The 16601-nt window shown below is 67.0% G+C and carries 15 protein-coding genes and 1 tRNA gene; 6 read left to right on the top strand and 10 right to left on the bottom strand.

Features of this window, described 5'->3' with window-relative positions; genetic code table 11:
* Window positions 1–6 precede the first annotated feature (6 nt).
* Window positions 7–1401, bottom strand: a complete 1395-nt coding sequence (locus I5E68_RS01920; RefSeq protein WP_197160241.1) for a malonyl-CoA decarboxylase domain-containing protein — start codon at window positions 1399–1401, stop codon at window positions 7–9.
* Between the two features lie 268 nt (window positions 1402–1669).
* Here I5E68_RS01920 and I5E68_RS01915 point away from each other — a divergent pair.
* Window positions 1670–1743, top strand: a tRNA-Gly gene (locus I5E68_RS01915).
* An 85-nt stretch (window positions 1744–1828) separates the two neighbouring features.
* On the opposite strand, the gene I5E68_RS01910 is transcribed toward I5E68_RS01915, so the two are convergent.
* From I5E68_RS01910 to pepN, 7 genes are all read right to left on the bottom strand, one after another.
* Entirely contained in the window at window positions 1829–2749 is a 921-nt protein-coding gene (locus tag I5E68_RS01910; protein ID WP_197160232.1) for a M14 family metallopeptidase, read from the bottom strand.
* A gap of 91 nt (window positions 2750–2840) precedes the next feature.
* On the bottom strand, window positions 2841–3377 hold the full coding sequence (locus I5E68_RS01905) for an adenine phosphoribosyltransferase (RefSeq protein ID WP_197160230.1): 537 nt from the start codon (window positions 3375–3377) through the stop codon (window positions 2841–2843).
* Between the two features lie 116 nt (window positions 3378–3493).
* Window positions 3494–4303, bottom strand: a complete 810-nt coding sequence (locus tag I5E68_RS01900; RefSeq protein ID WP_197160223.1) for a cytochrome c1 — start codon at window positions 4301–4303, stop codon at window positions 3494–3496.
* A 30-nt stretch (window positions 4304–4333) separates the two neighbouring features.
* Window positions 4334–5614, bottom strand: a complete 1281-nt coding sequence (locus I5E68_RS01895) for a cytochrome b (protein ID WP_197160220.1) — start codon at window positions 5612–5614, stop codon at window positions 4334–4336.
* 23 nt (window positions 5615–5637) lie between these two features.
* The gene (gene petA / locus I5E68_RS01890) at window positions 5638–6171 is read right to left on the bottom strand and encodes a ubiquinol-cytochrome c reductase iron-sulfur subunit (RefSeq protein ID WP_197160215.1); all 534 of its coding nucleotides are present in this window, start codon (window positions 6169–6171) and stop codon (window positions 5638–5640) included.
* Window positions 6172–6413: 242 nt separating this feature from the next.
* Window positions 6414–7208, bottom strand: coding sequence for a peptidoglycan editing factor PgeF (gene pgeF / locus I5E68_RS01885; RefSeq protein ID WP_197160214.1), 795 nt, complete (start codon window positions 7206–7208; stop codon window positions 6414–6416).
* 1 nt (window position 7209) lies between these two features.
* Window positions 7210–9864, bottom strand: a complete 2655-nt coding sequence (pepN, locus tag I5E68_RS01880) for an aminopeptidase N (protein WP_197160210.1) — start codon at window positions 9862–9864, stop codon at window positions 7210–7212.
* A gap of 87 nt (window positions 9865–9951) precedes the next feature.
* Here pepN and I5E68_RS01875 point away from each other — a divergent pair, with 87 nt between their 5' ends.
* Together I5E68_RS01875 and I5E68_RS01870 are read left to right on the top strand one after the other, a co-directional pair.
* Window positions 9952–11289, top strand: coding sequence for a M48 family metallopeptidase (locus I5E68_RS01875; protein WP_228726762.1), 1338 nt, complete (start codon window positions 9952–9954; stop codon window positions 11287–11289).
* 10 nt (window positions 11290–11299) lie between these two features.
* Window positions 11300–12148: a Rossmann-fold NAD(P)-binding domain-containing protein gene (locus I5E68_RS01870; RefSeq protein ID WP_197160206.1), complete on the top strand. Its 849-nt coding sequence runs from the start codon at window positions 11300–11302 to the stop codon at window positions 12146–12148.
* Here the strand turns inward: I5E68_RS01870 and I5E68_RS01865 are convergent.
* Window positions 12058–12963 (bottom strand): DMT family transporter, encoded by a 906-nt coding sequence (locus I5E68_RS01865; protein ID WP_197160205.1) that lies wholly within the window; start codon window positions 12961–12963, stop codon window positions 12058–12060. The genes I5E68_RS01870 and I5E68_RS01865 overlap by 91 nt on opposite strands.
* Before the next feature lie 22 nt (window positions 12964–12985).
* A complete protein-coding gene (locus I5E68_RS01860) occupies window positions 12986–13981 on the bottom strand; it encodes a threonine aldolase family protein (protein ID WP_197160204.1) in 996 nt (331 codons plus the stop codon).
* A 93-nt stretch (window positions 13982–14074) separates the two neighbouring features.
* On the opposite strand from I5E68_RS01860, the gene I5E68_RS01855 reads away from it, so the two are divergent.
* From I5E68_RS01855 to I5E68_RS01845, 3 genes are all read left to right on the top strand, one after another.
* Window positions 14075–14365 carry a GNAT family N-acetyltransferase gene (locus I5E68_RS01855; RefSeq protein WP_197160203.1) on the top strand — a complete coding sequence of 97 codons (291 nt, stop codon included), beginning with the start codon at window positions 14075–14077 and terminating at the stop codon, window positions 14363–14365.
* A gap of 203 nt (window positions 14366–14568) precedes the next feature.
* Window positions 14569–16020, top strand: coding sequence for an NAD-dependent succinate-semialdehyde dehydrogenase (locus I5E68_RS01850; RefSeq protein WP_197160202.1), 1452 nt, complete (start codon window positions 14569–14571; stop codon window positions 16018–16020).
* Window positions 16021–16274: 254 nt separating this feature from the next.
* Window positions 16275–16601: a WYL domain-containing protein gene (locus I5E68_RS01845; protein ID WP_197160201.1), complete on the top strand. Its 327-nt coding sequence runs from the start codon at window positions 16275–16277 to the stop codon at window positions 16599–16601.

Genomic DNA, 16601 nt, shown 5'->3' with positions numbered 1-16601 from the left:
CGACATTCAGGCCAGGGCCACGCTCTCGCTGCCCGCAGCCTTGCCCGAGAAACGCCCTGTGCCCTTCTGGCCCTTGTCGGCCGGCTTCTCCTCGATCAGCGCGCGCAGCGATTTCGCGGCGGCAATCGTCCCGCTCTCGTTGAGCGCGAAGCTGTTGGCCTCGATATAGTCGAGGTCGTAGAGGTAGTTGACCATGATGCCGTGGCTCTGGCGAAGGCCATTGGGCGAGAGATCGGCATTGGCGTGGATTGCCTCGAGCCGCGCCCCGTTGCCAAGGTGAAAGCGCGCGACCGGATCGCGCGGCTGCAGCCCGCGCCCCTTGGCTGTGAGCAGATAGCGCGCGGCGAGCGTGCGCAGCTCGGACGCGCCCGGCAGCACCGCCTTGCCCTCCTGTTCGGCAGCAAGCCACTTGGCAAAACCGGGCACCGGGCTGAGCGTCGCGAAAGTCTTGAGCTGGGGCAGGTCCTCCTTGAGCAGGCTGACCACGCGCTTGATGAGGTGGTTGCCGAATGGGATGCCCTTCAATCCCTTCTGGCAATTGCTGATCGAGTAGAAGATCGCGCAATTCGCCTCGCGCGCAGGCACTTCCTTGCGGGTCTCGGCGATGACCTGGTGGATCGCGCCGGGCAGCGTCTCGGTCAGCGCCACCTCAACGAAGATGAGCGGGTCCTCGGGCATCTGCGGGTGGAAGAAGCCGTAGCAGCGCCTGTCGGCAGGCTCGACCCGGCGGCGCAGGTCATCCCAGCCCTGGATCGTGTGCACCGCCTCGTAGCGAATGATGCGCTCGAGCAGCACGGCGGGCGAATCCCAGCCAATCCGGCGCAGCTCGAGGAAGCCCGCGTTGAACCACGAGGTAAAGGCGCTTTCCAGCTCGCGGTCGAGGGCAGCAAGGCCGCCCTTGGGCTTGCCGCCTGCGGCATCGAGCAGATCCTCGCGCATGGCGATCAGCTTGCGCGTCCCTTGCGGGGCGAGGTTGAGCTGATTGATGAGCGCACGGCTGGGCGCCTCGCTCGCGGCATGGAGTGCGCGCGCCGCCGCCTCGTCGCGGTGCGCATTCCAGCGCTCGATCGCCGCGTCGATCGCGCCGCTGTCGGCGGGGTGCAGACCGTGGATCGCGCCGAGGAATTCCTTTCGTGCAGCCTTGGAGCATCCCTCGTAGTGATCGAAGAAGCCGGCAGCGAGCGCAGGCCCCGAAGCCCGCCCGCGCACCGAGAGCAGAGCATCGGCGAGTTCGAGCAGCCCATCGCCCGAAGTCTTGGGGGCGCTGCCGCCGATACGGCGCAGCAACTTGCCAAGGCTCGACTTCATCAGCAGGTCGAGCGCCCCGCGCCGCTGGCTCCCTGTCGCTGACGCCGTCGCCGTGCCGCTGGTGGCAGATGATCCGGTTCGTGTCGTTGCCATGCCTGCTCGATCCTCCTGTTCCGGGAGCGCAGGGTAACATCCGCAAGCGCGAGACGACAGGGAGGCGATCAGGCGCTCACCGCGCTTTCAGCCCGACAAACCCTGCCGAACCCGCGCAAATGCGGGCCTGCAGGCATTTACCGTCGCGCGTCGTGAAAAGAGGCGTTGACGCAAGTGCGCTTCGCGTGGCAATCCGCGAGCGAATCGCAGGCGGGTCATCCCGACCGCGAGGACATGGTTGCCACATCTGGCCGAACGGCTCGATCAAGCGGGTATAGCTTAGTGGTAAAGCCCTAGCCTTCCAAGCTAGTTATGCGGGTTCGATTCCCGCTACCCGCTCCAGCCTCACTTCCCATTACATCAGGCCTGGCGCTCGCCCACAGCGGCGTCGTGCCCGCGCTCCATTGCGGAGCACGGGCAAAGGCAGTCAGGCATTTTCGAGTGCGTAATCCAGGCCGGCACAGACTGCCGCGACTTGCGCTGCATTGCATTGCTCGGGTGTCGCACGGGGACTGTCGGGGTAGACCTCGGTGGTGGTCTTGAAGCGCGCAGCGGTGACCGAAGCGCACATCGCGGCCTTGCTCGCGGGATACTCGATCACGCCGGGAGCCACGACCGGCGAGCCGATGATGTTGCCCTGCGCGTCGGCAGGTGCAATGTGCGTGACGCGCGCAACCGCGGCGATGATCGCCTGCTGGAAGGCGGGCTGCGGCGCCTCGCCGTCATCGACGAGGTAGAAGCCGTCGGGGATGGTGTCGGGCTCGTAGTTCTCGCCGTCGCGTGCGCTGAGCGCGGGGCGGAACTCGCTCTCGTCGCTGTCGGTGGTCTCGTGCAGGTCGATATGCATGAGAAACGGACCGGGTTGCCCCGCGACGAGCGCGATCAGCGCGCGGCACTCCGCGGCCGGACTGTCCGCCCGGAAATTGCGGTTGGGATCGATCGCGTCGTAGTTCCAGCGGTTGATCCGCTCGTAGCCCCAGGGGCTGACGCAAGGCACGACGACGAGGTTGGCGCGGCCCGCATAGTCGGCAGCGCGGGTTTCGAGGAATTCGAGCGCGCCCATCACGCCGCTGGTCTCGTAGCCATGCACCCCGCCGGTCACGAGCGCGGTCGGCAGGGCCGGATCGTGAGGCGTGCTGCGCAGTGCGAAGAGCGGGTATTGCTCGCCAGCATAGTCGAGCGCGCCGTAGGGCACGACCTCGAAGCGATTGGCCAGCGCCTCGACGCGCGGCAGGACGTCGGTGGCATAGGAGCGCCGCTGCGGCTGGGTCGCGCGCCACTCGTCGCGCTCCTTCTCGCCCCAGGGCTCGCCGGGGGTGCCGATCGGGTAGAAGCGGGTCTGGGTCATCGTCGTTCTCGCTGAAGGATGGGCATGGCCTCGTTGGGCCCTCGCGCAGGGATTAGCGAGGGCGCGCGCGAAATGACAGGTCTGCGTCCTGTCAGTGGCCGGGAAAGTCGATCAGGGCCTCGACCGCGATGCCCGCCTCGCGCAGCCGCGCGGCCCCGCCCAGTTCGGGCAGGTCGACAAGGAAAAGCGCCTCGCGCACGTCGCCCCCGGCACGGCGCAGCAGTTCGGCGGCGGCGAGCGCGGTGCCGCCGGTGGCGAGCAGATCGTCCATCAGCACCACCCGGCGCCCTTCGCCCACCGCGTCCGGATCGACCTCAAGCGTGTCGGTGCCGTATTCGAGCGCGTAGTCGATGGCGAGGACCGGAACCGGCAGCTTGCCGGGCTTGCGCACCGGGATGAAACCAAGCCCCAGCCGGGCGGCGACGGCGGCGCCGAAGATGAAGCCGCGCGCCTCGATCCCGGCAATCGCCTCGCCGCCGCAGGCGCTGACCTTCTCGGCGAGCAGCTCGACCGCACCCGCGAAGCCGCGCGCATCGCCCATCAAGGTGGTCACGTCGCGGAACAGGATGCCCGGCTTGGGGAAATCGGGGATCGTGCGGATCAGCGGCTTGAGGTCTTCGGGGGTCACCTTGGAGGTCCTTGCATCGGCGTCTGGGAAGTTTGCACGCCCCCTAGCACGAAAAAGGCCCCTGTCGTCCGCTTGGATGACAGGGGCCTTCTCGATCAAGGTCGGGACGGGGAAGCTCAGTGCTTCTTGCCGGCCCAGATGTTGCGGTAGGACATGTAGCCCAGGATCGTCGCGAAGAGCAGGAAGCCGAGGATCGGCCAGCCGGTCTGGCGGCGCTTTTCCAGCGTGGGCTCCGCGCTCCAGATGAGGAACGCCGATACGTCCTTGGACATCTGGTCGACGGTGGCCTTGGTGCCATCCGAATAGGTGACCATATCGGGCATCAGCGGCGGCGGCATCGCCAGGTTGAGGTTGGCGAAGTACGGGTTGTAGTAAAGCCCGTCCGGCGTCTTGGAGTCCGGGAAGTGCTCGAGCAGTTCGGCGGGCTGATCCTGATAGCCGGTCAGCAGCGAGTAGACGTAAGGTCCACCGTCATGACGCGCCTTGGTGATCAGCGAGAGATCCGGCGGCGAGCCCTGGCCACCATAGGCGACCGGCGGGAAGTAGTCGGTCGGGGTGCCCTCTGCGGTGGTCACCTCGCCGGTCATCTCGTCGTACTTGGGGATCTGGAACTGCGCGGCGATCGCCTTAACCTCGGCCTCGTTGTAGCCGATGTGCTCGAGGTCGCGGAAAGCGACGTGCTTGAGCGCGTGGCAGGCCGCACAGACCTGCTGGTAGACCTGGAAGCCGCGCTGCAGCTGCTGGCGGTCGAACGTGCCGAAGGGGCCGTCGCTCGAGAAGCTGACGTGCTTGGGGTGTTCGTGGAACTCGTGCTCGGCCGTCGGCTGCGCCGGCTCGGTCGCCCAGGTGTAGAAGCCCACACCGAAGGACCATGCCAGGGCCACCGTGAAGAACAGCCCGACGAGGATCGAGAGAATGCGTGCCATGTCTTTCGTCTCTTTCGTGTCTGCTGTTGATCAGGCCGAGGGCTCAAGCGCCGCGTCTTCGTCCTTGCCGAGTACGGACTCGGTGATGGAGAAAGGCAGGGCCTTGGGCTTCTCGATGGCCGAAACGATCGGCAGGATGATCAGGAAGTGCGCGAAGTAGTAGAACGACGCGAGCTGGCTGATCATGACGAAGGGCTCTTCAGCCGGCGCACCGCCGCAGTAGAACAGCACCAGCATGTCGACCACGAGGATCGCGAAGAACCACTTGAACACCGGGCGGAAGGCGCCCGAGCGCACCGGCGACTTGTCGAGCCAGGGCAGGAAGAACCACACCAGGATCGCCCCGAACATCGCCAGCACGCCCATCAGCTTTGCCGGGATGAAGAAGAAGTCCTGGGTAAAGGCGCGCAGGATCGCGTAGAACGGCCAGAAGTACCATTCGGGCACGATGTGTGCGGGCGTCGACATCGGGTTGGCCGGAATGTAGTTGTCCGGGTGCCCGAGGTAGTTCGGCGCGAAGAACACCATCGCGCAGTACAGGATCGCGAAGACGCCGATCGCCCAGCCATCCTTGGCGACGTAATAGGGGTAAAACGGAACCGTGTCGCTCTCGCTCTTGACCTCGATGCCGGTCGGGTTCGACGAGCCCGGGATATGCAGCGCCCAGATATGCAGGATCACCACGCCCAGAATGACGAAGGGCAGCAGGTAGTGCAGCGAGAAGAAGCGGTTCAGAGCGGCATTGTCCGGCGCGAAACCGCCGAGCAGCCACTGCTGCAGCGGCTCACCCACGAAGGGGATCGCGCTGAACAGGCCGGTGATGACCTTGGCGCCCCAGAAGCTCATCTGGCCCCAGGGAAGCACGTAGCCCATGAAGGCGGTGGCCATCATCAGCAGGAAGATGACGACGCCGAGCAGCCACACCATCTCGCGCGGGGCCTTGTACGAGCCGTAGAAGAAGCCGCGGAAGATGTGGATGTAGATGACGACGAAGAAGGCCGAGGCGCCGTTGGCGTGCGCGTAGCGCATCAGCCAGCCCCAGTTCACGTCGCGCACCGTATGCTCGATCGTATCGAAGGCGACTTCGGTATTCGCGGCATAGTGCATGGCCATGACGATACCCGTCACGATCTGCAGCACGAGGCACAGCCCCGCCAGGAACCCGAAGTTCCAGAAGTAGTTGAGGTTGCGAGGCACCTCGTAGCCGCTGCCGACCGCGTTGTAGACCAGACGCGGGAGGGGAAGCCGCTCGTCCATCCACTTCATGAAGGGATGCGACGGGGTGTACTGCTTGGCCCAGGGAAAGCTCATGTTCGTGATCCTCTCTCTTGGCCTCAGCCGATCGTCACGACGGTGTCGGACGTGAATTCGTATTCCGGAACCTGCAGGTTCAGGGGCGCGGGGCCCTTACGGATACGGGCGGCGGTGTCGTAGTGCGAGCCGTGGCAGGGGCAGAAGTAGCCGCCGAATTCGCCACGCGGTTCACCCTCGCCGGCGCCGAGCGGCACGCAGCCAAGGTGCGTGCACACACCCATGGTGATGAGCCAGTTGGCCTTGCCTTCCTTGGTACGCTCTTCCAGCGACTGCGGATCGCGCAGCGAGGAGACGTCGACCTTGTTGGCCTCGTCGATCTCGCGCTGCGTCAGATTGCGGATGAAGACCGGCTGCTTGCGAAAGATCGCCTTGATCGCCTGGCCCTGCTGGATCGCGGAAATATCGACTTCGGTCGATGACGCGGCCAGCACGTCGGCCGATGCCGACATCTGGCTGACCAGCGGAATGACAACCCCAATTCCGGCGACCCCTGCCGCGCTAACCGCCGCGACATTTATGAAATCGCGCCGCCGCACGCCCTCTTGTTCTGCCATGTCTGCCCTTGCCTTGCTTTAGACAACCCCCTGCCGTCTCCGACAGGAGGCCAGGATGCCAACCAAAGGTTCGCGGTATCCCCCCAATGACGGCACTTAACCGGATTCCGGCCCGATTATTACCGACTTTGCGGGTCTGATATACACGAAACTGTACCGTGCCAACCGCGTTTTTTGGGAGCGGGCTGGCAGACGGGCACCTCTGGGGGCTTCTACGAAAGCAATGACTAGAGTGGTTTGACTTAGGTCAAGCCGATCAAGGAGATCTGTCTCCCGTAACTGGCCTCGCCCTTGTGGGTGGCCCGGCGGAACGAATAATAGCGCTCGGGCGCAGTGTAAGTATCGAGGCCGAGTGCCTCGACCCGCCCCAGCCCGGCGCGTGCCAGACGTGCAGCCACATAGGCCTCGAGGTCGAACTGGTGATGGCCCGCACGCCCCCCTGCAAAGAAATCGGCGTTGGCGAGATCCTCGGCCTGGAAGCGCTGGAAAAAGGCCTCGTCGACCTCGTAAGAGCGACGCGCGATGCACGGCCCCACGGCGGCCACGATATCGCCTCGGCGCGAGCCGAGTGCTTCCATCGCGGCGATGGTGCTGTCGGTCACCCCGCCGATCGCGCCCTTCCAGCCGGCATGCGCGGCGCCCACGACACCGGCGACGGGGTCGGCGAAGAGCACGGGCGCACAATCGGCGGTGAGAATGCCGAGCAGGACACCCGCCCGCCTGGTCACCAGTGCATCGGCGTGAGGGCGCTCGGCCTCGGGCCAGAGATCGTCGCCCAGCGTGACGCAGGCCGCCGAATGGACCTGGTAGACACTGGCGAGCGGCGCACCGGGCAATACCGCGGCGGCGGCGCGGGCCCGGTTCTCGTCGATCAGCTCGCGCGCATCGCCAGAACCGTAGCCCACGTTGAGCCCGGCCACCTCGCCGGTACTGACCCCGCCCGAGCGTCCGAGGAAACCGTGGGCGACGCCCGCAAGGTCGAGCACGCCCGCGCGCGCGACGTCGACTTCGCGTGCGATGCCCTCAGGCGCTTCCATGTCAGCCAAGGCTCTTGGTGACCTGCTCGCGCACATCGCGCGAGAGCGAGGGCACGGCAGCGATCTTCTCGAGTTCGGCCCGCATCATCGCGGCACGGCCCGGCTCAACCCGGCGCCAGCGCCCGAGCGCGGGCACGAAGCGCGCGGCGGTCTGCGGATTGATCGGATCGAGCTTGCGGATCAGCTCGCCGATCATCGCATAGCCCGCTCCGCTGGCATCGTGGAAGGCTTGCGGATTGACCGCCGCTGCCATGTAGAGCGAGCGCACGCGGTTGGGGTTCGACATGCGGAACTCGTCGTGCTGGGCGAGCGCGTGGATCTGCTCGAGCACGCGCGGGTGGAAAGAGCCCGCCTGGAGCGAGAACCACTTGTCGATGACCAGCGCGTTGCCCTCGTAGCGCGCGAGGAAATCGGCCAGTGCCTCCTCGCGTTCGGGACAGTCCAGCCCGGCGAGCACCATGACCGCGCCCTGGCGGTCGGTCATGTTATCGGCCTTGCGGTATTGCGCGATGGCACGGGCCGCGCCTTCCCCGGCATCGCCGCTCGCGATCAGGACCAGCGCCTGGGTCTTGAGCTTGCGCGCGCCGCGCGCGGCGGCATCGCGCGAATAGGGCACCGCGCTGATCCGGTCGTGGAGCGCCTTGAGCTCGTCGGCGAGCTCGAGCCCGAGCCAGGCCTTGAGCGCCTCGCGCTCGGCGTGGATCACGCCCGGGTCGGAAACCAGCAGCTGCTCGGCGAGGTAACTCTCGGCGGGCAGGATCATCAGCTCGCCGCGCATCAGGTCGTCGAGCTCGGGATCGGTGACGATCGCCTTCATCGCCCGGCCGATAGCCGCGCGGCCACTGGCGCGACGCGCCTCGTCGAGGCCGCCGCCGACCGCCGCGACGAGATGCTGGAGCACGAGGCTCTGCATCGCCTCGTAGCGGGCGAAGGGATCGTCGTCGTTGGCGGCGAGGAACACGAGGTCCTCGTCCTCGCGCTCCATCTCGATCGCGACCGGGGCCGAGAAGCCGCGGTTGATCGAGAGGACCGGGGGCTTGTCGAAGCCCTCGAAAGCGAACGAGCCTTCGTCGCCGTCGAGGATCACGAGGTGCTCGCCCGCATGCGTGCCGGTATCGCGGTCGAACAGGGCAATGCGCAGCGGGATCGGCATCGGCGCCTTCTCGGGCTGCCCCGGGGTCGCGGGGACGGTCTGGGTCAGCGCCAGCCGGGCGATGCGCCCGTCATGCTCGAGCCTTGCGCTGACCTGCGGGGTCCCGGCCTGCGAATACCACAGGCGGAAGCGCGCGAGATCGAGCCCGGTGCCGTCTTCGATTGCCTTGACGAAGTCCTCGCAGGTCGCGGCCGTGCCGTCGTGGCGCTCGAAGTAGAGGTCGGTCCCCTTCCGGAAGGCCTCCTCGCCCGCCATGGTGCGCATCATGCGGATCACCTCGGCGCCCTTATTGTAGACGGTCGCTGTGTAGAAGTTGCTGATTTCCTGATAGGAATCCGGACGGATCGGATGGGCGAGCGGGCCAGAGTCCTCGGGGAACTGGGCAATGCGCAGCACCCGCACGTCCTCGATGCGCTTGACCGGTTCGGAGCCCATGTCGGCGCTGAACAGCTGATCGCGCAGCACGGTGAAGCCTTCCTTGAGCGAAAGCTGGAACCAGTCGCGGCAGGTCACGCGGTTGCCCGACCAGTTGTGGAAGTATTCGTGCCCGATCACGCCTTCGACCGCGTCGTAGTCGGCATCGGTCGCGGTGTCGGGGTCGGCCAGCACATAGCGGGTATTGAAGACGTTGAGCCCCTTGTTCTCCATCGCGCCCATGTTGAAGTCGGACACGGCAACGATGTTGAACAGGTCGAGGTCGTATTCGCGCCCGAAGGTCTCCTCGTCCCACTTCATCGAGGCGATCAGCGAATCCATCGCGTGCTGGGTGCGGCCCTCGTCGCCCGGGCGCACCCAGACGTTGAGGTCGACGCGGCGCCCGCTCATCGTGGTGAAAGTCGCATGGTTGGCGACCAGTTCGCCCGCGACGAGCGCGAAGAGGTAGCTCGGCTTGGGCCAGGGATCGTGCCACTCGGCCCAGTGCGTCCCGTCCTCGCCCTCACCCTCGGCCGTGCAGTTGCCGTTGGCGAGCAGGATCGGGAAGGTAGCCTTGTCGCCGCTCATGCGCACGGAATAGGTGGAAAGCACGTCGGGGCGGTCGGGGAAGAAGGTGATGCGGCGGAAGCCCTCGGCCTCGCACTGGGTGCACAGCATGCCGTTCGAGGCATAGAGGCCCATGAGCTGGCTGTTGGCCGCCGGGTTGAGCACGGTCTCGATGGCGACCTCGTGCGCATCGCCCGCCAGTTCGATCAGCAGGTCAGGGCCGTCGAGCTTCCAGTCATTGAGCGCGGTTCCATCAACAGTGACCGCGCGCGGCGCGATCTGGTCGCCGTTGAGGCGCAGGGTCGCGGTGCCGTTGCCATCCGGATTGCGCCGCACCGAGAGCTTCGAGACGACCACCGTCTCGTCGAGGCCCAGCGCGAAGTCGAGCGCGATCTCGGGAATCAGCCAGGCCGGGGGCAGGTAATCCTCTCGGCGGATCACCGGCGGCGCGGCAGGCGGCGGCGCGGCGTCGGCGATCTGGGTGTTCTCTGCGGGTTCGGCGGGTCTGCTGGCGATATCCATGCACGCCAACTTAAGCGCTCGCCTTGCGATTGCCAGCAGTTGCGATACGAATTGCGCAACAATGCGCCGAGGCGCGGGGAGAAGACCTTGAACACAGCGAATTTCCAGCGCCCTGTCGCGCGCCTCGCTAGCGGCCTGCTGCTGGCTCTGGGCGGCCTCGCCCTGACCGTGGCGAGCGCGCATGCGGCGAGCCCGGCAAACCCCGGCTTCGACGTCGAGGCCGCGACGCGGCTCTGGCTCGATACCTTGCAGGGCCCCGCCCGTGCGCGCTCCGATGCCTATTTCGAGGGCGGTTACTGGCTGCCCTTGTGGGGCACGCTCATCGCGCTGGCGATAGACCTGGTGATCCTGCGCCTGCGCATCTCCGCCGCGATCCGCGATCTCGCGGTGCATCTCGTGCGCCGCCGCTCGCTCGCCGTCGCGCTGACCGCGCTGCTCTACGCGCTGCTGGGCACGGCGCTGACGCTGCCCTGGACGATCTACACCGGCTATTTCCGCGAGAAGCAGTACGGCCTCATGAACATGAGCTTCGGCGGCTGGCTGGGTGAGCAGGCAATCGAGTTCGCGATCAGCCTCGTCCTGATGACGCTGCTCATCGTCATCGTCTATGCGGTGATCCGCCGCTTCCCGAAAACCTGGTGGGTGCTGGGCACCGGCGTGATCGCGCTGTTCATGGTGTTCGTGATGGCGCTTTCGCCGGTCTACGTCGCGCCTTTGTTCAATACCTATACCGAGCTGCCGCAAGGACCGGTGCGCGAGCGTATCGTGGCCATGGCCAAGGCCCACCAAATCCCTGCCGAACACATCTACCTGTTCGACGCGAGCAAGCAGTCGAAGCGCATCTCGGCCAATGTTTCGGGAGTAGGCCCCACGATCCGCATCAGCCTCAACGACAACCTGCTGAATCGCTCGACCCCCGACGAGATCGCCGCGGTCATGGGCCACGAGATGGGGCATTACGTGCTTGGCCATACCTGGCGCAACGTCATCTTCATCACCGCACTCGCGGCCCTGATGCTGTTTGCGACCTCGCGCATCGCCCCGGCGCTGCTCGCCCGCTTCGGCAAGAGCTGGGGTGTCAAGGAACTGGCCGATCCCGCCTCGCTGCCGGTGCTCAGCATCTGCCTCTCGGTGCTCTCGCTGCTCGCAACGCCTGCCCTCAACACGCTGATCCGCGTCGACGAGAGCGAGGCCGACGCCTTCGGCCTCGACGTGGCGCGCGAGCCCGACGGCTTCGCCTCGATCGCGATGAAGCTCTCCGAATACCGCAAGATCGAGCCGGGCCCGATCGAGGAAGCGCTGTTCTTCGACCACCCCTCGGGCGAGACCCGCGTGCGCATGGCGATGCAGTGGAAGAAGGACCACGTGCCCGATGCGAAGATGTTCCACCCCGCTCCGCTGCCCCAGACCTTCGGCAAGGAATAGACCCCAGCGCATGTCACGCCGCCTGTTCATCTTCGGCCTCGGCTATACCGCCAGGGTCATCGCCAACCACGCCGAGGCGCGTGGCTGGGAAGTCGTCTCGACCGGGCGCGAGGGCACGCTCGCCTTCGCCGACGAGGGCAACGTGCGCCTCGCGCTGGCCGATGCCGACCACGTGCTGTCCTCTGTCCCGCCGGGCAAGGAAGCGCGCGGCGAGCCGCTCGACCCGGTGCTCGAGAGCTATGGCGATGCACTTGCCGGCAAGGCGCTCTCCTACCTCTCCTCGACCGGGGTCTACGGCGATGCGCAAGGCGCATGGGTCGACGAGAGTTCGCCCGTCGGCACCGGGCGACGCACCGCGCGCGCCGAGGCCGATGGCGAATGGCTGAGGCGCGGCGCGCGGGTCTACCGGCTGCCCGGGATCTACGGTCCGGGCCGCTCGATCCTCGAGCGCGTCGCCGAAGGGCGCGCGCACCGCATTGACCTGCCCGATCAGGTCTTCAGCCGGGTGCACGTCGAGGATATCGCCGCAGGCGTGATCGCCGGGCTCGATGCCCCGCCGGGCGCCTACAACCTCGCCGACGACCTGCCGTGCAGCCAGAACCTTCTGGTCGAGCTGGCCTGCCGTTTGACCGGCGCGCCCCTGCCCCCGCTCCAGACCCTCGACGAGGCGCAGCTATCGCCGATGGCGCGCGGCTTCTACGCCGAGAACCGGCGCGTCGCCAACGGCAAGGCAAAGCGCGTGCTTGGCTGGCGTCCGGCCTATCCCGACTATGCGGCGGGCTTGCGCGCGCTGAGCGCGACGATGAGCCCGAGCGTCGCGAGCCCCGCGCCCAGCCCTGCAAGCAGCGACCAGCGATAACCCTCGAGCACGGTCGAGAGCAGCATCGCGATCACCACCACCGCGACGCCGTTGTAGGCTGCGCGCCCCGCGCCCAGCTGGCGGATCAGGTTGTAGTAGATCGGGAAGGTCACGACCGAGCCGAACACCGCGAGATAGGCCGTACCCAGCCAGTAGCCCGGCGCGCGCGGCAGGACCGGCGCCCCCGCCTGCCACAGGGCAATCGCGACATTGCACAAGGTGCCGTAGAGCATTGCCCAGGCGAGCAGGCTGACCATCGGCAGGCGACGCCCGGTCTCGTTGGCCTGGATCACGTTCGAGATCGAGGCGGCGAGCATGGCGAGCAGCGCCAGCACCACGCCAAGCACGACCTTGCCCTGCACCGGCGCCTCGCGCGCCTCGTGCAGTAGCAGGATGCCGATGCCCGCAATCGCGATCACGCTGCCGAGCGCGAAGCGGCGGGTGATCGGCTGGCCGAGCAGCATCCGCGCGAAGACCGCGTTGGGCACCAGCATCAGCGAGATCATGACCGCGACGATGCCCGAGGTCAGGTGCAGCTCGGCGCGGTAGACGAAGTTGTAGTTGCCGCAGAACTGGGTCAGCCCGACGAGGAAGGCGAGGATGTGCCCGTCGCGCCCCAGTTTCAGGCTGCGCCGCATGGCCAGCGCGACGAGAAACATCGCCGGGGTCGCCAGCAGGAAGCGATAGGCGACCGACCAGCTCGCGGGCACGTCGCCGATCTGCCCGGTGATCACCCACCAGGTCGAACCCCAGATCAGGCTGACCAGCAGGAACGGCAGCGCGACCGCGGGCCGCAGCATCGAGACTTCGCTCATTCGTTTGCCCCTTGAGTGCCGCTCACAGCGCGGCGATCGCGCGTGCCAGCGCGGTGACGTGCTCTGCCTTCGCGTCCCACGCCGTGACCAGCCGCGCCGCGTCCTCGCCCCAGTCGTAGAAGCCGAAACCCTGCTCGCGCAGCGCCGCGCGCTCTACAGGCGTGCAGGCCAGGAACAGCTCGTTGGCCTCGACCGGGTGAAGCAGGCGCTGCGAACAGGCACCGGCCAGCTCGGCAGCCGCGGCATTGGCCGCGCGGGCATTGGCGAGCCACAGGTCGCCCTCGAGCATGGCATGGATCTGGGCCGCCAGAAAGCGCCCCTTGGACTGCAGGTGCCCGGCGCGCTTGCGGCGGTAGCGAACGGTCGCGGCCATTTCAGGATCGAAGAACACGATCGCCTCCGCGCTCATCGCGCCGTTCTTGACGAAGCCGAAGCTGAGCACGTCCGCCGCGCCCACCGCCTCGCCGGCGCCGCAGCCGAGGAAGGCGACGGCATTGCCGAAGCGCGCACCGTCGACGTGGAGGCCGAGCCCGCGCGCACCGGCAAGCGCGGCGATGGCCTCGAGCTCCTCGGGCCGATAGACACAGCCATATTCGCTCGCCTGCGTGATCGAGATCGCGTGCGGCTGGACCTGGTGCACGTCGTCGCGGATCGGGTCGATCACCGCGGCGATGCCTTGCGGAGTGAGCTTGGCGCTCTCGCCGTCAGCCAGCAGAAGCTTGGCCCCGTGCAGGAAGAACCCCGGAGCGCCCGCCTCGTCCATCTCGATATGCGCCTCGCGGTGGCAGACGGCGGCCCCGTGCGGGGGGACCAGCGCCGAAAGCGCGAGGCAATTCGCCGCAGTTCCCGTCGCCACCCAGAGCGCCGCGCACTCGCGCCCGAACAAGGCCGAGAAGCGCTCGTCGAGCGCGCGGCTGAGCGCGTCGTTGTCGTAAGGCGCATCGGCGGTGTCGGCGGCCTTCATGGCCTCCCAGACGCGGGGGTGAACGGCGGCGGCGTTGTCGGAAAGGAACTGCATGACCATATGCCCTGCGCAGGGACGCCCTTGCGCGTCAAGCACCTGCGAGAAAACACCGAGGCCCGCGAGGGTCGCCTTGAGGAGACAGGCCTTATGGTCGCAGTGACCATCACCAAGCACGAGGACGGCGCAAAGGGCGAGTACGTGGCCCACGTCGCGGATTCCGACAGCACCGGGCTGCTGACCTGGACCGAGCGCGAGGGCGTGCACTACGCCGACCACACGCTCGTCCCGCGCGAGATCGGCGGACGCGGCGTTGCCGGACGGCTGGTCGAGGCGATGGTCGCCGACGCGCGCGAGAACGGCTTTCGCATCGCCCCACGCTGCAGCTACGTGGTAACCGCCTTCGAGCGCCATCCCGAATGGGCCGACGTCAAGGCCTGACGAGACTGCCTGACCGGCACGCCAGTTCCGCTGGCCGGTCATGCCCGAAACGAGCGCGCACAACCATTGGCCGCCCATGCAACGCGCAAGCCATCCGCTCGTTGGGCTCATGTGACCCGGCCGGGCGCCACCGTTCCACCGGCCCTTCGCGACGCGATGGCAGACCGGCCCCGACGAGACGAATTGAAGAGGACCTGCACGAAATGGCCTACACCGACTTCCTCAAGCAGCAGTGCTACATCGACGGCAAGTGGTGCGATGCCGATTCCGGCGCGACGCTCGACGTCACCGATCCGGGCACCGGCAAGACGCTCGGCACCGTGCCCAAGATGGGCGCGGACGAGACGCTGCGCGCGATCGACGCCGCCGAAGCCGCACTGCCCGCATGGCGCGCCAAGACCGCCGGCGAGCGTGCGAAGATTCTGCGCAAGCTCTACGAGTTGATGATCGAGGCGCAGGACGATCTGGGCGAGCTGCTCAGCCGCGAACAGGGCAAGCCGCTCGCCGAAGGCAAGGGCGAGATCGCCTATGGCGCGAGCTTCATCGAATGGTTCGGCGAGGAAGCCAAGCGCGCCTACGGCGACACCATCCCCGGCCACGCGAGCGACCGCCGCATCGTCGTGATCAAGCAGCCGGTCGGCGTCGTCGGCGCGATCACGCCCTGGAACTTCCCCAATGCGATGATCACCCGCAAGCTCGGCCCCGCACTTGCCGCCGGCTGTACGATGGTGATCAAGCCCGCCTCGGCGACCCCCTACTCCGCGCTCGCCATTGCCGCGCTGTGCGAGAAGGCGGGCATTCCCGCAGGCGTCGTCAACGTGGTGACGGGCAGCGCCGGACAGATCGGCTCGACGCTCACGGGCAGCCCGAAGGTCGCCAAGATCACCTTCACCGGCTCGACCGAGATCGGTCGCCAGCTGCTCAAGGAATCGGCAGAGACGGTCAAGAAGTGCTCGATGGAACTGGGCGGCAATGCCCCCTTCCTCGTCTTCGACGATGCCGACGTCGATGCCGCGATTGAAGGCGCGATGATCTCCAAGTTCCGCAACGGCGGGCAGACCTGCGTGTGCACCAACAGATTCTACGTGCAGGACGGGGTCTATGACGAATTCGTCGAGAAGCTGGCCGCGCGCGTGAAGGCGATGAAGGTCGGCTACGGTCTCGACGAAGGCACCGAGGTCGGCCCGCTGATCGACGAGAAGGCGGTCGAGAAGGTCGAGGAGCACCTCAAGGACGCCGTCGATGGCGGCGCCACGGTGCTGGCGGGCGGTTCGCGCAACGAGCGCGGCGGCAGCTTCTTCAACCCGACCGTGATCGCGGGCGTGAAGCCCGACATGAAGCTCGCCAGCGAGGAGACCTTCGGGCCGCTCGCGGGCGTGATCCGCTTCACCGACGAGGCCGACGCCGTCGCCATGGCCAACGACACCGAATTCGGCCTCGCCAGCTACTTCTATGCACGCGACCTCAGCCGCGTGTGGCGCGTCGCCGAAGCGCTCGAGGCGGGCATGGTCGGCATCAACACCGGCCTGATCTCGACCGAAGTCGCGCCGTTCGGCGGGGTCAAGCAGTCGGGCCTTGGCCGCGAAGGGTCGCACTACGGGCTCGATGACTACATGGAGCTCAAGTATCTGTGCATGGGCGTTCAGCCCGCCTGACGGGCAAGGCGCCGTGTTCCGGAAACTCGGGACACGGCGCCGCCCGATGCTCTGGGCGAGATCCCCCGCCAATTGCATCCATTTCGGATCAAGTTCTGCAGAAGCACCGGCGCAAAACAGCGGATTGCGCACCGTGATCGGCCCCGCAGTTGCCCCAGACGTATCCCCGGCGTCGAAAAAATCATCCTCGCCATGCGGTATAAGGCCTGATTGCGGCTTGTCTGACAGGCAGCGGCGCTCCACTATGCAGCGCCATGCCGAATTCTCCCGAGCCCGACGCCACCACCGAGCGCAAGCTCATCGAAGCCATCGCCCTCAAGCGCCTGGTCCTCGCCCAGTACAACGGTGCCGAGATGCTGCTCGCGCCGCACCGACTGTTCAGCCGTCACGACGAACTTTTCGTGAGCGCGTTCAACCCGCGCAAGAACTGGCGCAGTGAGGAAGAGCGACGCCTCGGCCACTTCAAGCTCGACGGACTGAGCGAAGTGACGATCACCGAGGACGTCTTCGAACCTCTGCCCAACTTCGACGAAGCACCCCCGCGCGAGACCGACCGCGAGGTCTTCGCGGTCACCGCCTGA

The organism is Novosphingobium aureum (assembly GCF_015865035.1).
Classification (GTDB): Bacteria; Pseudomonadota; Alphaproteobacteria; order Sphingomonadales; family Sphingomonadaceae; genus Novosphingobium; species Novosphingobium aureum.
The sequence above is the reverse complement of the archived record's forward strand: the minus strand, read 5'-3'. Positions and strand labels throughout refer to the sequence as shown.

Coding starts and splice junctions, on each gene's coding strand:
- I5E68_RS01855 (WP_197160203.1), top strand. CDS start 14,075: ATGGTCGCAGTGACCATCACCAAGCACGAGGACGGCGCAAAGGGCGAG.
- I5E68_RS01865 (WP_197160205.1), bottom strand. CDS start 12,963: ATGAGCGAAGTCTCGATGCTGCGGCCCGCGGTCGCGCTGCCGTTCCTG.
- I5E68_RS01870 (WP_197160206.1), top strand. CDS start 11,300: ATGTCACGCCGCCTGTTCATCTTCGGCCTCGGCTATACCGCCAGGGTC.
- I5E68_RS01920 (WP_197160241.1), bottom strand. CDS start 1,401: ATGGCAACGACACGAACCGGATCATCTGCCACCAGCGGCACGGCGACG.
- I5E68_RS01860 (WP_197160204.1), bottom strand. CDS start 13,981: ATGCAGTTCCTTTCCGACAACGCCGCCGCCGTTCACCCCCGCGTCTGG.
- pepN (WP_197160210.1), bottom strand. CDS start 9,864: ATGGATATCGCCAGCAGACCCGCCGAACCCGCAGAGAACACCCAGATC.
- pgeF (WP_197160214.1), bottom strand. CDS start 7,208: ATGGAAGCGCCTGAGGGCATCGCACGCGAAGTCGACGTCGCGCGCGCG.
- I5E68_RS01850 (WP_197160202.1), top strand. CDS start 14,569: ATGGCCTACACCGACTTCCTCAAGCAGCAGTGCTACATCGACGGCAAG.
- I5E68_RS01845 (WP_197160201.1), top strand. CDS start 16,275: ATGCCGAATTCTCCCGAGCCCGACGCCACCACCGAGCGCAAGCTCATC.
- petA (WP_197160215.1), bottom strand. CDS start 6,171: ATGGCAGAACAAGAGGGCGTGCGGCGGCGCGATTTCATAAATGTCGCG.
- I5E68_RS01900 (WP_197160223.1), bottom strand. CDS start 4,303: ATGGCACGCATTCTCTCGATCCTCGTCGGGCTGTTCTTCACGGTGGCC.
- I5E68_RS01895 (WP_197160220.1), bottom strand. CDS start 5,614: ATGAGCTTTCCCTGGGCCAAGCAGTACACCCCGTCGCATCCCTTCATG.
- I5E68_RS01910 (WP_197160232.1), bottom strand. CDS start 2,749: ATGACCCAGACCCGCTTCTACCCGATCGGCACCCCCGGCGAGCCCTGG.